At 29.8% G+C, this 17,182-nt stretch carries 16 protein-coding genes; 14 read left to right on the top strand and 2 right to left on the bottom strand.

Annotated features, from left to right (window positions below; translation table 11 throughout):
* Window positions 1–25: 25 nt before the first annotated feature.
* The 3 genes from GVY01_RS10090 to GVY01_RS10080 all read left to right on the top strand — a co-directional run bounded on the left by GVY01_RS10090 (window position 26) and on the right by GVY01_RS10080 (window position 3,205).
* Window positions 26–1,549 (top strand): M4 family metallopeptidase, encoded by a 1,524-nt coding sequence (locus GVY01_RS10090; protein ID WP_017637242.1) that lies wholly within the window; start codon window positions 26–28, stop codon window positions 1,547–1,549.
* Window positions 1,550–1,961: 412 nt separating this feature from the next.
* Complete coding sequence (argF, locus tag GVY01_RS10085) at window positions 1,962–2,969, top strand: ornithine carbamoyltransferase (protein WP_159333746.1); 1,008 nt, start codon at window positions 1,962–1,964, stop codon at window positions 2,967–2,969.
* 23 nt (window positions 2,970–2,992) lie between these two features.
* Window positions 2,993–3,205: a hypothetical protein gene (locus tag GVY01_RS10080; RefSeq protein WP_017637240.1), complete on the top strand. Its 213-nt coding sequence runs from the start codon at window positions 2,993–2,995 to the stop codon at window positions 3,203–3,205.
* Between the two features lie 86 nt (window positions 3,206–3,291).
* Here GVY01_RS10080 and GVY01_RS10075 read toward each other — a convergent pair whose 3' ends face one another.
* Window positions 3,292–4,932: an alpha-keto acid decarboxylase family protein gene (locus GVY01_RS10075; RefSeq protein ID WP_017637239.1), complete on the bottom strand. Its 1,641-nt coding sequence runs from the start codon at window positions 4,930–4,932 to the stop codon at window positions 3,292–3,294.
* Between the two features lie 166 nt (window positions 4,933–5,098).
* On the opposite strand from GVY01_RS10075, the gene GVY01_RS10070 reads away from it, so the two are divergent.
* The gene (locus GVY01_RS10070; protein ID WP_017637238.1) at window positions 5,099–5,548 is read left to right on the top strand and encodes a MarR family winged helix-turn-helix transcriptional regulator; all 450 of its coding nucleotides are present in this window, start codon (window positions 5,099–5,101) and stop codon (window positions 5,546–5,548) included.
* A gap of 233 nt (window positions 5,549–5,781) precedes the next feature.
* Window positions 5,782–5,883 (top strand): SE2200 family small protein, encoded by a 102-nt coding sequence (locus tag GVY01_RS10065; RefSeq protein ID WP_017637237.1) that lies wholly within the window; start codon window positions 5,782–5,784, stop codon window positions 5,881–5,883.
* A gap of 91 nt (window positions 5,884–5,974) precedes the next feature.
* Here the strand turns inward: GVY01_RS10065 and GVY01_RS10060 are convergent, their stop codons facing one another.
* Window positions 5,975–7,429 carry an alkaline phosphatase gene (locus GVY01_RS10060; protein WP_159333745.1) on the bottom strand — a complete coding sequence of 485 codons (1,455 nt, stop codon included), beginning with the start codon at window positions 7,427–7,429 and terminating at the stop codon, window positions 5,975–5,977.
* A 266-nt stretch (window positions 7,430–7,695) separates the two neighbouring features.
* On the opposite strand from GVY01_RS10060, the gene GVY01_RS12555 reads away from it, so the two are divergent.
* The 9 genes from GVY01_RS12555 to GVY01_RS10020 all read left to right on the top strand — a co-directional run bounded on the left by GVY01_RS12555 (window position 7,696) and on the right by GVY01_RS10020 (window position 16,847).
* Window positions 7,696–7,863 carry a hypothetical protein gene (locus GVY01_RS12555; protein WP_017637236.1) on the top strand — a complete coding sequence of 56 codons (168 nt, stop codon included), beginning with the start codon at window positions 7,696–7,698 and terminating at the stop codon, window positions 7,861–7,863.
* A gap of 21 nt (window positions 7,864–7,884) precedes the next feature.
* Window positions 7,885–8,550, top strand: a complete 666-nt coding sequence (locus GVY01_RS10055) for a response regulator transcription factor (RefSeq protein ID WP_017637235.1) — start codon at window positions 7,885–7,887, stop codon at window positions 8,548–8,550.
* A gap of 5 nt (window positions 8,551–8,555) precedes the next feature.
* Window positions 8,556–9,449, top strand: coding sequence for a sensor histidine kinase (locus GVY01_RS10050; protein WP_159333744.1), 894 nt, complete (start codon window positions 8,556–8,558; stop codon window positions 9,447–9,449).
* A gap of 106 nt (window positions 9,450–9,555) precedes the next feature.
* Window positions 9,556–10,308, top strand: a complete 753-nt coding sequence (locus GVY01_RS10045; RefSeq protein ID WP_017637232.1) for an ABC transporter ATP-binding protein — start codon at window positions 9,556–9,558, stop codon at window positions 10,306–10,308.
* A gap of 5 nt (window positions 10,309–10,313) precedes the next feature.
* A complete protein-coding gene (locus GVY01_RS10040; protein ID WP_108168243.1) occupies window positions 10,314–12,320 on the top strand; it encodes an FtsX-like permease family protein in 2,007 nt (668 codons plus the stop codon).
* Window positions 12,321–12,442: 122 nt separating this feature from the next.
* The gene (locus tag GVY01_RS10035; RefSeq protein ID WP_029055924.1) at window positions 12,443–13,237 is read left to right on the top strand and encodes a DUF4064 domain-containing protein; all 795 of its coding nucleotides are present in this window, start codon (window positions 12,443–12,445) and stop codon (window positions 13,235–13,237) included.
* A gap of 359 nt (window positions 13,238–13,596) precedes the next feature.
* Window positions 13,597–14,781, top strand: a complete 1,185-nt coding sequence (locus tag GVY01_RS10030) for a 5,10-methylene-tetrahydrofolate dehydrogenase (RefSeq protein ID WP_017636665.1) — start codon at window positions 13,597–13,599, stop codon at window positions 14,779–14,781.
* Window positions 14,781–15,902, top strand: a complete 1,122-nt coding sequence (locus GVY01_RS10025) for a hypothetical protein (protein WP_017636664.1) — start codon at window positions 14,781–14,783, stop codon at window positions 15,900–15,902. Before GVY01_RS10030 ends, GVY01_RS10025 begins: the two co-directional genes overlap by 1 nt.
* Window positions 15,903–16,079: 177 nt before the next feature.
* Complete coding sequence (locus GVY01_RS10020; protein WP_026083450.1) at window positions 16,080–16,847, top strand: zinc-ribbon domain-containing protein; 768 nt, start codon at window positions 16,080–16,082, stop codon at window positions 16,845–16,847.
* Window positions 16,848–17,182 lie beyond the last annotated feature (335 nt).

Below are 17,182 nucleotides of genomic sequence, written 5' to 3'. Positions count from 1 at the left end.
TTTTGTGAATAAATGGAGGAGTTCTATGAATAAATTTTCAAAAATTGTTATTTCAGGCATCTCTTTATTAACATTAAGCAGTTCTATTTATAGTGGAAATGCCGATGCTAAGATCGAACAGTCATCAACTAAAAGTAAAATAGAAATTACAGAAAAACATAAAGCATTCCAAGCATTAAAAGTATTACCTAATGATAAAAATGCGAAAAAACAATATAAACATTACAAAACTGTTGAGGTAAAAACTGACCAATTAGGTTATACACATTACACTTTACAGCCAAAGTTTAAAAATACATATGTGCCTGATAGAGAAGTTAAAATACATACAGATCAAAAAGGGAAAGTAGTTCTTATAAATGGAAATACGAGTGGTGGTGAAATTAAGCCAAGTAATAGTATTGAAATTAATAAAAACGAAGCTCTAAATAAAGCATTCGAATCTATTTCTATGTCATCAAATAAAGCTAAAAACTTTAAAGATAATGTTGTTAAAGAGAATAATATCCAAATTAGTGGTCAACATAATAAATATGTTTATAATATTGAAATCGTAACAACATACCCTAAAATATCTCACTGGACTATACAAGTAGATGCCCAAACAGGTGAGGTCGTTGATAAATTAAATAATATGCAACATGCTGCTACTAAAGGTACAGGCAAAAGTGTACTAAATAAAAACAAAAAAATTAATATCAATAGTCAAAAGAAAGGTTATGCACTGCAAGATGTGACACATCAAGGTAAAATTTCAGCTTATGACTATAATGATAAATCAGGTGATTCGAAACTAATGACTGATAAGGATAAAAACTTTGTAAATCAGTCCCAACGAGCTGGTGTAGACGCTAATGACTATGCTAAAGACGTTTACGAGTATTATAAAAATAAATTTGGGCGAGAATCTTATGATGATAAAGGAAGTACTATCGATTCACTGACACATGTTAACCAATTTGAAAATGAAGATAATCGAAATAATGCTGCATGGATTGGAGACAAAATGATTTATGGTGATGGCGATAATGAAAATTATTTATCATTCTCTGGTGCTAAAGATGTTGTAGCACATGAAATTACACATGGAATCACCCAAGAAACAGCGGATTTAGTATATGAAAATCAACCGGGAGCCTTAAATGAAAGTATTTCTGATACCTTTGCATACTTTATTGATAGTAATAACTTTTTAATAGGTGAAGATATATACACACCTAATGTTAAAGGCGATGCACTTAGAAGTATGTCTAAACCTGAACAATATGATCAACCATCTAATATGAAACATTATTCAAAAACTCAAGAAGATAATGGCGGAGTACATACCAATTCTGGTATACCTAACAAAGCTGCGTACCTAACTATCAAACGTATTGGTAAAGATAAAGCAGAACAAATTTATTATCGAACATTAACACAATATCTTTCTTCAAATTCTGATTTTGAAGATGCAAAAAAATCATTACATCAAGCAGCACTTGATTTATATGATAAATCCACTGCAGACAAAGTAAATCAATCATGGGAAGATGTCGGCGTTGAATAATATTTATATAGTTAAAAGCTTTTCATTGTGAATGAGACAATGAAAGGCTTTTTTAATATACGTCACACTTAGGTTTGTCTTACGGTAGACATCGAGTAGTCTTAATTTCAAAGTGAAACCAAGAAGATATAAATAACTATATTAACTAGTTTGAACTGTAGAAAAATATTTTTGAAAAAATAATTACATGATTGTTGCTTAGTCTTTTACTTTTAAAATGTTTCATGAGAAACATCATGAAATAGTTTTATATTACAAAAACATATATACATAGAAAACGTATTTTGTTTCCGTTTAGATAGCAACTAATCAGAATAACAAAGGGAAAAGCACTTTTTAATTTATGCATAAATAATCATTATATTGAATCTATATTAATTTTATTGTAATATGTTATCAAGGAGTTGATGACATGAGAGAATTTAACTTTGAAGGTAAATGTTTTTTAAAATCGACTGATTATACTAAAGAAGAATTGAATTATATTATTGAAAAAGCACGACTATTAAAAGATGAAAAGAAAAATAATCAACCACATCAATTACTTACTAATAAAAATATAGCTATTATTTTTGAAAAACCATCAACACGTACTCTAGCTGCTTTCAGTGTAGCAGCACATGATTTAGGAATGAATGTTGATTATTTTGGTCAAAATGAAATTCATTTAGGTAAAAAAGAATCTATTTATGATACTGCTAAAGTATTGGGAAGTATGTATGATGGCATTGAATTTAGAGGGCATGAACATGATGATGTGGAAACATTAGCAAGATATGCAAATGTACCAGTTTGGAATGGATTAACGAATGAATGGCATCCTACTCAAATGTTAGCTGACTTCATGACTTTAAAAGAGGAATGGGGTACATTGGAAGGGAAAACGTTGACTTTTATAGGTGACGCTCAAAATAATGTTGCTAGTGATTTATTAGTTACAGGCGCTTTATTAGGTGTCAATGTAAACATTGTTGCACCTACGTCACGATTACCACAAGAAAAAGTAGTGACTATGGCTAAAGAATACGCACAACAAACTGGGGCGACAATACAATTAAGTAGTGAAGTAGATAATACAATATATCAAACAGATGCTCTATATACTGATGTTTGGTTTTCAATGGGAGAACCTGAAAATGTTATAGAAGAACGTGTAGCAATGTTAAAACCTTATCAAGTGAACATGTCAATAATTAAAAAAGTTCAAAATCCGAATGTAAAAGTACTACATTGTTTGCCAGCTTTCCATAATACACAAACTAAAGTAGGTAACGAAGTTTATCAGAAATATGGACTCTCTGAAATGGAGATTACTGATGAAGTATTTAATAGTTCGTATTCTATTATTTTTAAGCAAGCAGAGAATCGTTTACATTCAATTAAAGCAATAATGGCATTAACTTTAGGAGGATTAAAATAAATCATTAAAAAGAGGTGATATATATGATTATAGAAGTCTCTAAAGAATTAAAATCGTTTCTTTATCAAAAATATGAAATAGAGATAGGTGAAATTGCAAGTAAACAAATTATTGATCATTTATATCCTATGATTAAAGATGAAATACATGAAGATATTAAATCAGAAATACAGGAACAGACTATTAATCATGTTATTGAAAAATTAGAAGAAGAAAAAATGGTTCAGTATCAATAAAAACAATCCTCTTGAATAATGATCTAAATTTCATTATTCAAGAGGATTTCTATACAAGTAAGTTGTTATATGAAGTTAATGCTTAATTATTTATTTTGTGAAGCAAATGCTTTTGCAATATCGCTTAATTTAGTTGGTGCATCTTCAACAGCCATTTTGACTTCGACGAAATGCATACGATCATTATTAGCGTTTATGTTTTCAAAAGCATCTTTAAGTTCATGGGATGTGTTGACATCATGAACTGCAACATTATCGCCACCAAACACAGCAGGTAACGCTTTATAATCCCACATATGAATATCATTATAAGGTTCTTTCATACCATGAATTAATCTTTCAACCGTATAACCATCGTTATTAATAACAAATATAACAGGTTTCAATTGCTGTCTAATCATAGTAGATAATGATTGGACAGTTAATTGTAATGAGCCATCTCCGATTAATAAAATATTTCTTCTGTTAGGCGCAGCAATTTGAGTGCCTAGTGTGGCAGGTAATGTATAACCAATTGAGCCCCATAAAGGTTGACCTATAAATGTATTATCTTTATATAAAGATAAGTCATATGCACCGAAGAATGACGTTCCTTGATCAGCTATTAAAATATCATCAAGTTGTATGAATTCTTGCATCATCTTGAAATAAGTTGCTTGTGTTAAAGGTTGATCATCTAATATATAATCGTTATTTTCTTCTCTAACATATGAAGGGAAATCAGATGTATTTTTATATGAAATATTCATTAATCCTTTTAATAAGTTAGGTAAAGCAATATCGTTTGAAGTTGTTTCATTCAATTTAAAATAGTTGTGATTTAACATAACGACATCATCTATATCGAATTCATATGAGAAACCTGCTGTTGCAGAGTCAGTTAATTTAGCACCAATATTTAAGATGGCATCGCTTTGGTTAACATAGTTTTTAACATTTTCTTCAGCAATACTACCATCAAAGATTCCAAGATAGTGTTCATTTTCCTCATTAAAGGCACCTTTACCTAAAGAAAGTTGTGCTACTGGGATATTTGTTTGATTAACAAATCGTTCTAGCTCTGAATGTAGGCCAAAACTATTAATTTCATGACCTGCAATAATAACAGGTTGCTTAGCAGCATTCAATTTATCTTCAATCATTTTGATATAGCTAGAAATATCTTGTTCTGTTGGTTGTTTAGGTTGGAACGTTGAAGTCACATCTATTTCAGTCATAGCTACATCAATAGGCAAATGGATATGAACTGGGCGACGTTCATTTATAGCTTCTTGAATTAGTCTTGGAATTTCTGTCGTTGCATTGTCAGGTGTAATGTATCCTTGAGCTGTAGTAATGGGTTCAAACATTTTTCTGTAATCATCAAATTTACCTTCACCTAATGAGTGGTGAACATATTTACCAGCAGATTCAACCGCTCGAGTAGGTGCCCCAGTAATTGCAATTACTGGTACGCGTTCGGCATAAGAACCTGCAATACCATTGACAGCACTTAATTCACCTACACCAAAAGTAGTGACTAATGCACCTAAACCATTGATTCGTGAATAACCATCTGCAGCATAGCTAGCGTTTAATTCATTCGTATTGCCAATCCACTCTACGTGTTCATGTGAAATTATATCGTCTAAAAAGGCTAAGTTAAAATCGCCAGGGACACCGAATATTTTATCTACTCCTGCAGCGTGTACTGCATCCATCAAATATTGTCCTACACGTTGTTTCATAACTCATTCCACCTTCGTTTATGTATTTGTATATTACATTTAAAAGATAACTTTTTAAGATTATAAAGTCAACTAACTTGACCTTTCTAGTTATAAGTATAAACATGACGAAATACTGAATTTTTATTATAATAAGTCTTAAACATAAGAAAAGGAAAGAAAGCAAATGTCGACAAATAAAAATGATTATGAACATATGTTGTTTTACTTCGCATATAAAACCTTTGTTACAACTGCCGACGACATTATTGAACAATATGGCATGAGTCGTCAGCATCACCGGTTTTTATTTTTTATCAATAAATTACCAGGTATTACTATTAAAGAGTTATTACAAACTTTGGAAATCTCAAAACAAGGTTCACATGCTACATTAAGAACTTTAAAAGAAAAGGGACTTATCATAGAGAAAACGTCCGACAAAGATCGTCGAGTAAAACAATTATATTCAACTGACAGTGGGAACGCGTTAATCAATGAACTTAATTATGCTCAAGATCACTTATTACAAACAATCCAACAAAAAGTAGGTCATAATTGGTACGATATTATGGAAGAACTAGCAATTCGAAGAGATGGTTTTAAACATATAGAGCATTTAAAAGGACAAGAGTAATAAAAGATATTTTATAAACTTATATCGTTTTATATCTAATTAAAAAATTCTCCTGAAGCAGTTGTCATTCATACTCATTCTGTATATTTGTGCTAAGTATATTAAATTTAATTTATGTTTTTTCAATCCTATTAGATTAAGGTTTTTAAAATTATTGGAAAAAAGTGTATAATTATGTCATAAGAATTTCAAAGCGATAATTGAAATGAATAAATTGAAAAGGAGTTTTGATGATGAAAAAATTAGCTATACTTTTAACTTTAGTTGGTGCAGGTTACTATGCTTTTAAAAGATATCAAAACCATGTAAACCAAGCGCCAAATATTGAATATTAATTTAGATATTTAATATAACTGTATACATGAAATTAATCCGAGATGAGGTATTACTCATCCCGGATTTTTTTAAAATCATTTTTTAAAATCATTATTTGACGTCATTAGCGAAAAAGTCGAATATGTTTTTAGCACTATCAGTATTTTCTTTATTACCTGTGAATTTTTTAGAACCAGGACCATATGCATAAGTATTAACATCTTCGCCAGTATGACCATATGTTGTCCAACCAGTATGAGATTCATCATTAATTGGTTTTTGAATTGCATCTTGAAGATGTGTTGTTTGTTCTTCTACTTTAGGATCTTCGTCATCTTTATTTTTTTTAGTTAATTTTTTAAGTTTTTTAGCTTCTTTTTTAACTTTATCCATTTGTTCTTTAGGGAAATCAATGCCATAGCCTTCTTTAATAACTTTTTCAGGATCTTTTCCTGATGCGATTTCTTTAGTCATATATGAGCCAGAATGTTTCATTTGATGTATGGCTTGAGGATTCCATTTATAATCTTTGCCTTTTGCAATTGTCATACCACCAGTAGAATGGTCAGCTGTAGCCACAACTAGCGTATCTTTATGATTTTTCGCATAATCAATAGCATTTGAAAATGCTTTATCAAAGCCTTGCATTTCAGACATGACACCTGTTACATCATTTGGGTGTGCAGATTTATCAATAGAAGCACCTTCTACCATTAGGAAGAATCCTTTATCATTTTTTTCAAGTTTACTTAAAGCACTTTTTTCCATATCAACTAATAATGGGTTACTATTTGGCGCATCAATTTGAAGCGGCATATCTTCTTCTGAGAACAATCCTAATACTTGTTTTTTGCTAGATTGATTAAGCTCATTTTTGTTAGATACTACATCGTAGCCATCTTTTTTAAATTTTTCATCAAGATTGCCGTTCTCTTTGCCAAAGTATTTAGAGCCACCACCTAAAAGTACATCGACCTTATGTTTGCCATTAATTTTATCTTTATAAAATTGTTTAGCAATCTCGTCTTTTTTATCTCTTGAATCTACATGAGAAGCATAGGCAGCTGGTGTTGCGTCAGTGAGTTCAGCAGTTGATACTAATCCAGTTGATTTGCCTTTTTCTTTAGCGTCTTCTAAAACTGTTTTAACTTTTTTCTTATTTTCGTCTACACCAATGGCACCATTATACGTTTTATGACCAGAACTAAATGCAGTTGCTCCTGCAGCTGAGTCTGTCACGTTTTCTTTAGGATCATTTGGATATGTACGATTCGTACCCTTTAAGTATTTATCAAAAGTGGTAGGATTCATAGATTTTGCAGATGGATCATTTTGGTAATAACGATAGGCCGTATTAAATGATGGACCCATACCATCACCCACTAAAAAGATGACATTTTTTGGATTTTTAGTATTACCGAAGGCTACTGCGTCATCTTTGTTTTTATCCTTACTTTTATCAGCATTTGTTTCTGAAGCTGAAGATATATTTGTCGTACTTAATAATGTTGCAGCGACTATGCTACCCGACAACAAATACTTACCAATATGTTTAAAAGATTTCATTAAAAAAGCCTCCTAAAATATGTATATACTTATTACATTTTAATTATAAGAAAATAATTTTGACTGTTTATGATATTCATGTAAATAGATTGTAAATCTATAATAAATTTTAATTACATTAAGAAATGTAAAAGTAAATCACTCATAACAAATGTATTTTTTATAATAAAGATGTAAAATAGATAATAAATACAGTGTAGTAAGAGAAATTAAGGTGTGTATTTACCATCGTAACTTCTTAAGCTAATATGACTGAGGTGAAGAAAATGATATTTGTCATGTTATCCCCATTATTTATAGTAGGTTTTATTGCTTTAAGTATTTATGAAGAAAAAAGAAGAAAAAAGAACCAAGAAGCTAAAAACAATCAAAATGAAAATCATATTCAACATCAAACTGATGAAAAAGATAAACATCAAGATAAAACAATTTAGCGCAACGAAAGGTGTATCTTAATGAAGATTTTTATACTAGAAGATGATTTTGTCATTGCAGAAAGTTTAGCTAATGAACTTAAAAATTGGAATTATGAGGTAAGTATAGCTAAACAATTCTCAAATATTTTAGATGACTTCATCACATATCAACCTGACATAGTATTGTTAGATATTAATCTACCGACATTAAATGGATTTCATTGGTGCCAAGAAATAAGAAAGATTTCTAATGTGCCTATTATATTTATCAGTTCTCGAACGGATAATATGGATCAAATTATGGCTATCCAAATGGGTGGCGATGACTTCATAGAAAAGCCATTTAATTTATCATTAACGGTTGCTAAAGTTCAAGCATTACTTCGTCGTACCTATGATTTAGCAGTTTCCAATGATGAATTAACTGTCAAAGGTTGTAAGTTAATTATTGATGAGGCCAAAATTATTTATAACGAAGAAGCAATACAATTATCTTTAACAGAACTTCAAATCATAAAGTTATTATTCCAAAATGAAGGGAAATTCGTTAAACGCAATGCTTTGATTGAAAAATGTTGGGAATCTGAAAATTATATAGATGATAATACATTAGCCGTTAATATGACGCGACTGCGCAAGAAATTAAATCAAATTGATTTAAAAGACTTTATTGAAACGAAGAAAAATGTTGGATATAGGGTATAAATAAAATGATGTTACCTTTTATAAAAACAATTAAAAATGAAATTGCAATCGTCACATTAATATTATTATTATTTGCTGTGATCTTTTTTGTATTTTCACTTTCAATGAGTGCATTGCTGCTTGGTATTGCTATTGTTTTATTTATTATGCTGATTTATTGGTGGATTAGTTATTTAGGATTTCAAAAACAAGTTAATCTTAAACATAAAATAGAGGTACTTGAAGAAGAATTATTTGAAACAAAAAAACGACAAGTTGAATATCAAAAAGATATTGAAAGTTATTTTTTAACATGGGTACATCAAATTAAAACACCTATTACTGCCACCCAATTATTATTAGAACGTAATGAACATAATGTTGTTAATCAAGTAAGACAAGAAATAGTACAAATAGATAATTATACTAGTCTAGCATTAAGTTATTTGAAATTACTTAATGAAGCTTCTGATATGAGTATTTCAGAAGTAAAAATTGACGAGTTAATCAAGCCTTTAATTATGAAGTATCGTGTACATTTTATTGAACAAAATACTAAAATCCATTATCAATCAGTTGATGATAACGTATTAACCGATGCACAATGGGCATCTATATTAATAGAACAGTTGTTAAATAATGCATTAAAGTATGCACGTGGCAAAGATATTTGGATTAACTTTAACTCAGAAACAAAACAATTATATATCAAAGATAATGGTATAGGTATTAGCCAAGCAGATTTACCAAAAATCTTTGACAAAGGATATTCTGGATATAATGGGAGTCTTAATGAATCATCTAGTGGTATAGGTTTATTTATTGTTAAACACATATCTCAACATCTTAATTTAAACGTTGAAGTAGAATCAAAATTAAACAGTGGTACGCAATTTACGATTGATTTTCCAAGAGAATGATAACTTTCAAAATTGTAAGGTAACCAACAAAATTTGTAAGAAATTATAAATGTTGTTGGTTATTTTTTAATATAAAATAGGTAATGATTAGGAAAGGAGCGTCCATATGTTATTAGAAGTGAAGCAAGTTAAAAAAGTGTTTGGCAAGGGGCTAAATAGGACAGAAGCATTAAGTGATATGAATTTATTTGTTGATAAAGGTGAATTTGTAGCTATTATGGGAGAATCAGGTTCGGGAAAAACAACTTTACTTCAACTTATTGCGACGTTCGATCAATTGACAGAAGGAACGATTCAAATCGATGGTCAATCATTAGCATCACTGAAATCGAAAGATATCGCTTCATTTCGACGTGAACAATTAGGTTTTGTTTTTCAAGACTTTAATTTATTAGATTCAATGACTAACAAAGATAATATTTTAATGCCATTAGTTTTGGCTAATAAACCAGTTAAAGTTATGCAACAGCGTATTGATAACTTAGCTCAGCGTCTTAATATTAGTGATATATTAAATCAATTTCCTAACCAAATTTCTGGAGGACAAAAGCAACGAGTAGCTATAGCAAGAGCGCTTATTACACAACCCCAAATTTTATTAGCTGATGAGCCCACTGGTGCACTTGATTCGAAAAGTTCAAAACATTTAATGCAATTATTTCAACAAATTAATCAACAACAATTACAAACGATTTTGATGGTGACTCATTCTAATATTGATGCTTCATATGCGAATAGAGTCATATTTATAAAAGATGGACGTTTGTACCATGAAATTTATCGTGGAGAAGAAAGACAATCAGAATATCAAAAGCGAATTGCTGATAGTTTAGCTATCTTAAATAATGGGAGGGAGTAAATGAGATGCCCTTTTCGATGATTTGGACTATGGTTAAGCGTCATTTTGTAACACAACGACATATCATCTTACCATTTATTTTATCTTCAAGTATTATATTTGCTATAGAATACATATTATTATCTATTACGACTAATTCATATATACAACAACATCACCAAATGCTAGGTATGTTTGCAATTATTGGTAATGTATTCATGTCATTATTAGCTGTCATTTTTATCATTTATGCCAATCAATTTGTAATGAAACAACAACAAAAGACATTTTCACTGTATCTTATTTTAGGAATGGAAAAGAAACATATTAGAGTGATGTTACTTATTGAACATATAATAAAATACTGCCTTATAACGATAATTAGTATCGTGGGTGGATATTTATTTGGATCATTATTCTTTATGTTAATCAATAAAATTACGACAGGTCATCAAACTAGTTTACGTGCATATCCATTTGATGTTAAAGCAATGTGGATTACATTACTGTTGTTATTTATAGTGATGTTATTACTTTTTATGATTAATCAATTTAAAATCACGCTACAAAATCCTATGCAATTAATTAATAAAAAGGCTCATCACAAGCGACGTTTTAAAAAAGTGATCAATTATATACTTCTACTTGTAGGCATTATTCTTGTGGGCAATGGTTATAGAATTGCATTGCAGGACAATACGCCTGTTGAATCTTTTTTTGCATTGTTTATAGCTATATTTTTCGTATTTTCTGGTACTTATTTATTATTTGTTTCATTCAGTGTGCTCATAATAGAAAGATTACAAAAGTTGCCAAAGTATTATTATCAACCTAAGCATTTCTTTTTAATTTCTGGTCTAAGAACACGCATGAAATCTAATGCTATTGGTTTGGCAAGCATAGCACTACTTTGTACTTTCTTAATTGTTACTTTAGGGATGACAGTAACTACATATAGAGGTTTAGATAAAAATGTAAATGAAATGTGGAAAAATCAATATGTAACGAGTGTAGATGGAGACTTTCATCATAATCAACAAACTGCTAAAAAAGTAAAAAAAGTAATTAATGATATTAAACAGAAGACGAATGCTGATACGCCAAAAGTTTATACGCAATCACTGTTTAATGTATATTTGGATGCTAATTCAGAATATCAAAGATTATTAAAACCGAGTGAAACACCAAATAAGTTTAATATTGATCCAGGGAAAAATAAAAATGTATTTATAACTGTTATGAATTTAAATGACTATAATCAATTTAATCGTCATCTCCATCTTAAAGATAATGAAGTTGGCGTAAACACTAATATGAATATTCTAGATGATTCTGACAAAATAGTCATACAAGGTAAACCTTACCATATAAAACGTGTCCATCAGACTAACGTTAATTCTCTAAGATTCAGTGAAAATATTAATTTGATAGTGAAAAATGATAGGGAATTAAATCAAATAGTTAACTACTATAACAAGTCGACATCACAATCGAACATGCATTTAACAAATACGACGATAGAGTTTAATGACTATGAGTTAAAAGGAAATGATTCACCGATAATACATGAGATTGAACGAAAACATGATATAGATATTAGTACTTATGAGCAATTTAAGAACGTTTGGTACAACATTAATGGAGGACTTATATTTGTTGGAAGTTTAGTATCATTAGTTCTATTTATTGGCATATTTTTAATTATTTATTACAAGCAAGTTTCTGAAGCACAAGAAGATGTTCAAAATTATCTTACTATGGAACATTTAGGTATTGATAATCAGAAAATCAAACACATATTGGATCAACAATTAATATGGTTATTTAGTATTCCTTTTATCGTAGCTATCATTCATACATTATTTGCTTCTAAAATTATATATGAAATTTTAGGTTTGTTTGGAGAAGTATACATAGGTATATATATTACAAGCTTTATAAGTATTGTTCTCATTGTAGGTATAATTTATTTTATTATGTATAAAATGACATCTTATTTATTTACAAAATTAGTAAAACAATTAAAGAAATAATACTTATTAAACATTGATATAATAGGGATAATTAAAATTTTATGAATTTAATTTAATAATTTAAGCATATATTAATATTCATTTGGGTAATGATTAAGAAATAGAGAAAGAGGTGTAAATTGATGAAAAGAACAATTGAACGCATCCTTGCTTGGTTAGGGATCATTACTCAATTATTTGTAATATTAATTTTAGGGGTAGCATCATTATTTGGTGGAAGAAGTGAAGTGCAAAGTGAAATAAAAAGACAAGCGAAAGAACAAGCAGCTTCTAATCCGGCCGTAGACTCAACATCACACATGTCTGAATTATTACCTTCAATCTTTAAAGTAGGTCTAATATACGGTTTAGTTATTTTTGTAATTGCAATAATTGCAACGTTATTAATAAAAAAACATGCAAAATTAGCAGGTATCTTATTATTAATTGCAGGAGTCCTATCATTAGTGATGAACTGGATAGCAGCATTATTCTGGATAATTGCTGGTATTATGTTATTAGTTAGAAAAAACAAACAAGTAGACAATCATAATGATGACAAGCATAGAAATAATGAACATCATACTAATGATCAACATAACGATAATCAACGTCATCATGAAACTGATGAAAAAAGAAATGACCGTGTAGTAGATAATCATAATGATTATGACAATCAACGTAAAGAAGACAATGTTCATAGAGAACATCGTGAAGATATAGATAATCATTTAAAAGATGATAAACAAAGAGATAACAATGTAGACAATCATCGTGATTCATATGAAGAAGAACATAGAGAAGATGATCACTTTAATGAACATAATCATCACGAAGAATTAAGTCGTCAAAAAGATAAATTAAAAAAAGACGATTCTAACAAAGATGATTTCACTGACGAAGTAACACGTCGTTTTAACGATAATAAAGAGAAATAATTAAAGTAATATCTATAAAAAGTAAATAGGCTTATTTTTAATTCAACACCTTGAAAGGAAATCAATTGAGTTCCTTTCAAGGTGTTTTGTGTTTGAGATTAAACTTATTTATTTTAGACTATTATTTGCTAAAAAAAAGTAAATGTATAAAAAGATTGTTTGTAAATGTTAATAAATACAGTTATTATGTATTATTGTCTGCTAATTCTTTTTAAAAGGTTTAAAAAGGAAAAGTTAGGTAATAATAAGATTTGCATATCATTATATTTATATATACTAAAATAGTTTCTGCTATTTTTATTAATAATAGGTAATTAGACCAAAGTTTCAAAAATTATATAAAGAAAGGAGGTATGACGATGTATACAGTAGGTTTAGTACCATCTCCAGGCGTAGCGCACGAGCATGTGACAAAAATCATTCCTAAAGTAAAACGCTTATTATCACAACGAATTAACGATGATAGTCAGTGGAACTTTGATGTAAAAGAAGATTTAATCATTGGATCTGCGGAAGATGTACACGAAAGTGTTGATAAAGCTGAACAAATTAAAAATGAAAAAAATTGGGATTTTGCAATATGTGTGACGGATCTTCCAAGTATTTCAGGAAAAAGAGTTGTAGTGAGTGATTTTGATAATGACAAACAAGTTGCAATGTTGTCATTACCCTCATTAGGAGCAATTGATTTAAAACGAAAGTTAATCAGTAGTATCACAACTATGATTGAACAACTTTATTATAATGAACCCTTAAAGAAACCTAGTACACACCCCCTCATACATTTACGTTCTGTTGAACCTGCAGAAGATGAATCCGCTAAAAGACGCTATATCAATACATTAATGTTAATAAGTTGGATTCAGTTAATATGTGGCTTAACACGAGCAAATAAGCCGTGGAAGAATGTATTTAACTTTAAAAAAATTATTTCTGTAGCCTTTGCGACTGGAACATATGTCTCAATTTTTTCAATGCCATGGGAACTCAGTGTTATTTATTCACCATTAAGATTTATTATCTTAATGATTATATCAATAGTTGGGATGGCAGGTTGGCTTTTTTACGCCCATAGATTAATTGAAAGAAAAACAGCTAAATCTCAAAGGACTTATAGATGGATATATAATGCGACTACAATGTTGACACTTGTTGTCATTACTCTTATTAACTATTTTGTATTATATATACTGTTAACTATAAGTATTACCTTATTCGTACCAGTAAGTTTATTTAATAGTTGGACAAGTGCACAAGCTGAATTTACATTTATGAATTACGTTAGATTAATTTGGTTTGTTTCCTCACTTGGTTTATTAGCTGGTGCAATGGGATCTACAGTTGAAAATGAAGAAAAAATCCGTAAGATTACTTATTCATATCGTCAGTACCAACGTTATAAAGAAGCTCAAGAAGAACAACAAGAGGAAGAACAGCAACATGATCCATCACATCAAGAAGTGGAACAGCAATCTTCAAGTGATGATCGTAATGATGATTTAAACAAAGGCAAGAAACAAGAGCACAGAGAGGAGGGACGCTAATGTCGCAACGAAAAATGATTGGTTTAGTAGTAGCACCTGGTGTTACAGAAGCACTTGCAGAAAAAATAATGGAAGATGTTCCTGATATTTTATCTGAACAAAATGAAAATCAATATGAATGGGAAATTGACTTAGTTGTCGATCCTCTGACTGGTTATGCTGAAAATGTAGAAGATATATTTAGTAAAGTTCAAGAGTATCACGATGAACGTGAGTGGGATTACGTTCTTGCAATTACAGATTTACCTATTTTTCATCAACATCGTGTGATGGCTGTAGATATTAATATGAAAAATGGTGCTGCTATCTTTTCTTATCCTGCATTTGGTTGGAGACCAGTTAAAAAGCGTTTTAAAAGTGCGATTTTAACAATTATCAATGAAGTGCATCATGCTGAACAAGATCATCGTGACTATGATGAAAATAACAATATTGAACAAAGTATAAAGCAACAGTTTCCTTTATCTAAAATCGATAAAACGCAAGTATATTTAGAAAATACAGAGACTCATCATACACGATATTTATCAAGCTCTAGAACAAGAGGTATGTTTAGGTTAGTTAGCGGCATGACATTTGCGAACAATCCACTCAATATGATGGCTAGTTTAAGTAATATTGTAGCTATCGCTTTTACTACAGGCGCCTTTGGTTTAATATTTACTACCATGTGGCAGATGGCTGACAATTTCTCAATGTGGCGATTATTTGGTATCTCTATTATTGCAATATTAGGTATGTTGCTATGGATTATGGTGTCACATGATCTGTGGGAATCTTCAAAGCACAGCAAAAATAAAAGAATCACCTTATTATATAATTTAACAACTGTTATGACATTGTTTATTGCAATTATCATATATTATATTATTCTCTATTTAATGTTTTTATTCGCAGAATTAGTTCTTTTACCAGCAGATTTCTTAGGAAAACAAATTAGTCTTAAAGGTCCAGCTGGCCCTGATTTATATTTAAGCATTCCTTGGTTTGCAGCATCTATTTCCACAGTAGCAGGTGCTATTGGTGCTGGATTACTCGATGAAAAATTAATAAAAGAAAGTACGTATGGTTATCGACAACGCATTCGATATGAAGACACACATCAAGACCAGGATTCATAAAAAGTATCGCCCTTTTTGGAGCGGTACTTTTTTATTAATTGATAGGATTAAAACAATTAATTTTAAAAATGTAAAAGAAAAGATAGTCATTTTACATAAATTAATTTAAAATATTGTATAACAATATTTTTAAAACTATAAACTGTGAACGATTATTGAGAGAAGGGAACGATGAAAATGAAATATTGTCCCAATTGTGGAAATGAATTAAAGTCTGGGCAAGCATTTTGTAATAAATGTGGGAAGTCTTTAAATAATCAGGATAAAGCAACTTCATCGGCATCACAAAATGAACAAACTAATCAACAGTATCCAGATCGTAATCAATATAACCCTCAACAAAATAAAAAGACTAAAAAACCGATATGGATCGTGATTTTATCAATTATCTTTATTCTATTGATAGCAGCATTGTTATATGGCGCTTATTATTTTTATAACAATGTAATCAATAATAGTTCTGACGATAATCAAACTACAGAGACAAATAAAAAATCTAAAGATACTAGTAAATCAAATGATAACGCATCAAATGATAAAAAAGGTTCAGAAAAAGCACCAACGATTGATGTATTTAGTAGTAACTTCGATCAAGGTTATATGAAATCTGCTTCTACTGATGGTTACAAAGGCATTTATGAAGATATGACGAGAAAAGAAGTTGAAAGTAAATTTGGCAAGCCTACAGGCAAAGTTGATGGGGGCCAAACATATTATGAAAAATATGGTGATTTAGCCGTGTTATATTCTGGTGATAAAGTTGATCGAGTGGGTGTAGCACCTTCGAATGTATCAGAAGATGATTTTACAGACGTATATAATGAGCCAGATGAACGTAAAGGCGATGAATTGATTTACGATAGTAATAAAGATAATGATTTCTCAGTCGTTGTGCATAGTAAAAAAGGCAAAATCACTTTAATTGAAAATATGGATCAATTGTAATTGGATAAATAATCAGTTAAATCTGGTTGAATCAGACTGTCGACAAAGTATATGACTTTGTCGACAGTTTTTTTATTCGTGCTTTCTTAGGAAATCTTTTAGTTTGGTATTTTACACAGCTATATCTTTCAAAATATCAAGGTGATAATACTGTTTTTATGCGAGTTAACGCATAATTGATAACAATAAAGGTATTATTTCCTGAGAAATGTTAAGTAAGATACTGTTTATAAACCACTTATCTTTAAATTTGAAATCAAATCGTATCAAATGGTACTAAAAAAGAGATGTAATTACACTATCATTTACTGTTTTAACGTTTTGGTACATAATGA

Origin of the sequence: Staphylococcus sp. 8AQ, from assembly GCF_902506595.1 — a bacterium.
GTDB lineage: Bacteria > Bacillota > Bacilli > Staphylococcales > Staphylococcaceae > Staphylococcus > Staphylococcus pasteuri.
This window is presented reverse-complemented; position numbering and strand designations above follow the sequence as displayed.

What these genes read in the sequence shown, in the direction of transcription:
- GVY01_RS10090 (WP_017637242.1), top strand. Translation starts at nt 26, where the DNA reads ATGAATAAATTTTCAAAAATTGTTATTTCAGGCATCTCTTTATTAACA.
- argF (WP_159333746.1), top strand. Translation starts at nt 1,962, where the DNA reads ATGAGAGAATTTAACTTTGAAGGTAAATGTTTTTTAAAATCGACTGAT.
- GVY01_RS10080 (WP_017637240.1), top strand. Translation starts at nt 2,993, where the DNA reads ATGATTATAGAAGTCTCTAAAGAATTAAAATCGTTTCTTTATCAAAAA.
- GVY01_RS10075 (WP_017637239.1), bottom strand. Translation starts at nt 4,932, where the DNA reads ATGAAACAACGTGTAGGACAATATTTGATGGATGCAGTACACGCTGCA.
- GVY01_RS10070 (WP_017637238.1), top strand. Translation starts at nt 5,099, where the DNA reads ATGTCGACAAATAAAAATGATTATGAACATATGTTGTTTTACTTCGCA.
- GVY01_RS10065 (WP_017637237.1), top strand. Translation starts at nt 5,782, where the DNA reads ATGAAAAAATTAGCTATACTTTTAACTTTAGTTGGTGCAGGTTACTAT.
- GVY01_RS10060 (WP_159333745.1), bottom strand. Translation starts at nt 7,429, where the DNA reads ATGAAATCTTTTAAACATATTGGTAAGTATTTGTTGTCGGGTAGCATA.
- GVY01_RS12555 (WP_017637236.1), top strand. Translation starts at nt 7,696, where the DNA reads ATGATATTTGTCATGTTATCCCCATTATTTATAGTAGGTTTTATTGCT.
- GVY01_RS10055 (WP_017637235.1), top strand. Translation starts at nt 7,885, where the DNA reads ATGAAGATTTTTATACTAGAAGATGATTTTGTCATTGCAGAAAGTTTA.
- GVY01_RS10050 (WP_159333744.1), top strand. Translation starts at nt 8,556, where the DNA reads ATGATGTTACCTTTTATAAAAACAATTAAAAATGAAATTGCAATCGTC.
- GVY01_RS10045 (WP_017637232.1), top strand. Translation starts at nt 9,556, where the DNA reads ATGTTATTAGAAGTGAAGCAAGTTAAAAAAGTGTTTGGCAAGGGGCTA.
- GVY01_RS10040 (WP_108168243.1), top strand. Translation starts at nt 10,314, where the DNA reads ATGCCCTTTTCGATGATTTGGACTATGGTTAAGCGTCATTTTGTAACA.
- GVY01_RS10035 (WP_029055924.1), top strand. Translation starts at nt 12,443, where the DNA reads ATGAAAAGAACAATTGAACGCATCCTTGCTTGGTTAGGGATCATTACT.
- GVY01_RS10030 (WP_017636665.1), top strand. Translation starts at nt 13,597, where the DNA reads ATGTATACAGTAGGTTTAGTACCATCTCCAGGCGTAGCGCACGAGCAT.
- GVY01_RS10025 (WP_017636664.1), top strand. Translation starts at nt 14,781, where the DNA reads ATGTCGCAACGAAAAATGATTGGTTTAGTAGTAGCACCTGGTGTTACA.
- GVY01_RS10020 (WP_026083450.1), top strand. Translation starts at nt 16,080, where the DNA reads ATGAAATATTGTCCCAATTGTGGAAATGAATTAAAGTCTGGGCAAGCA.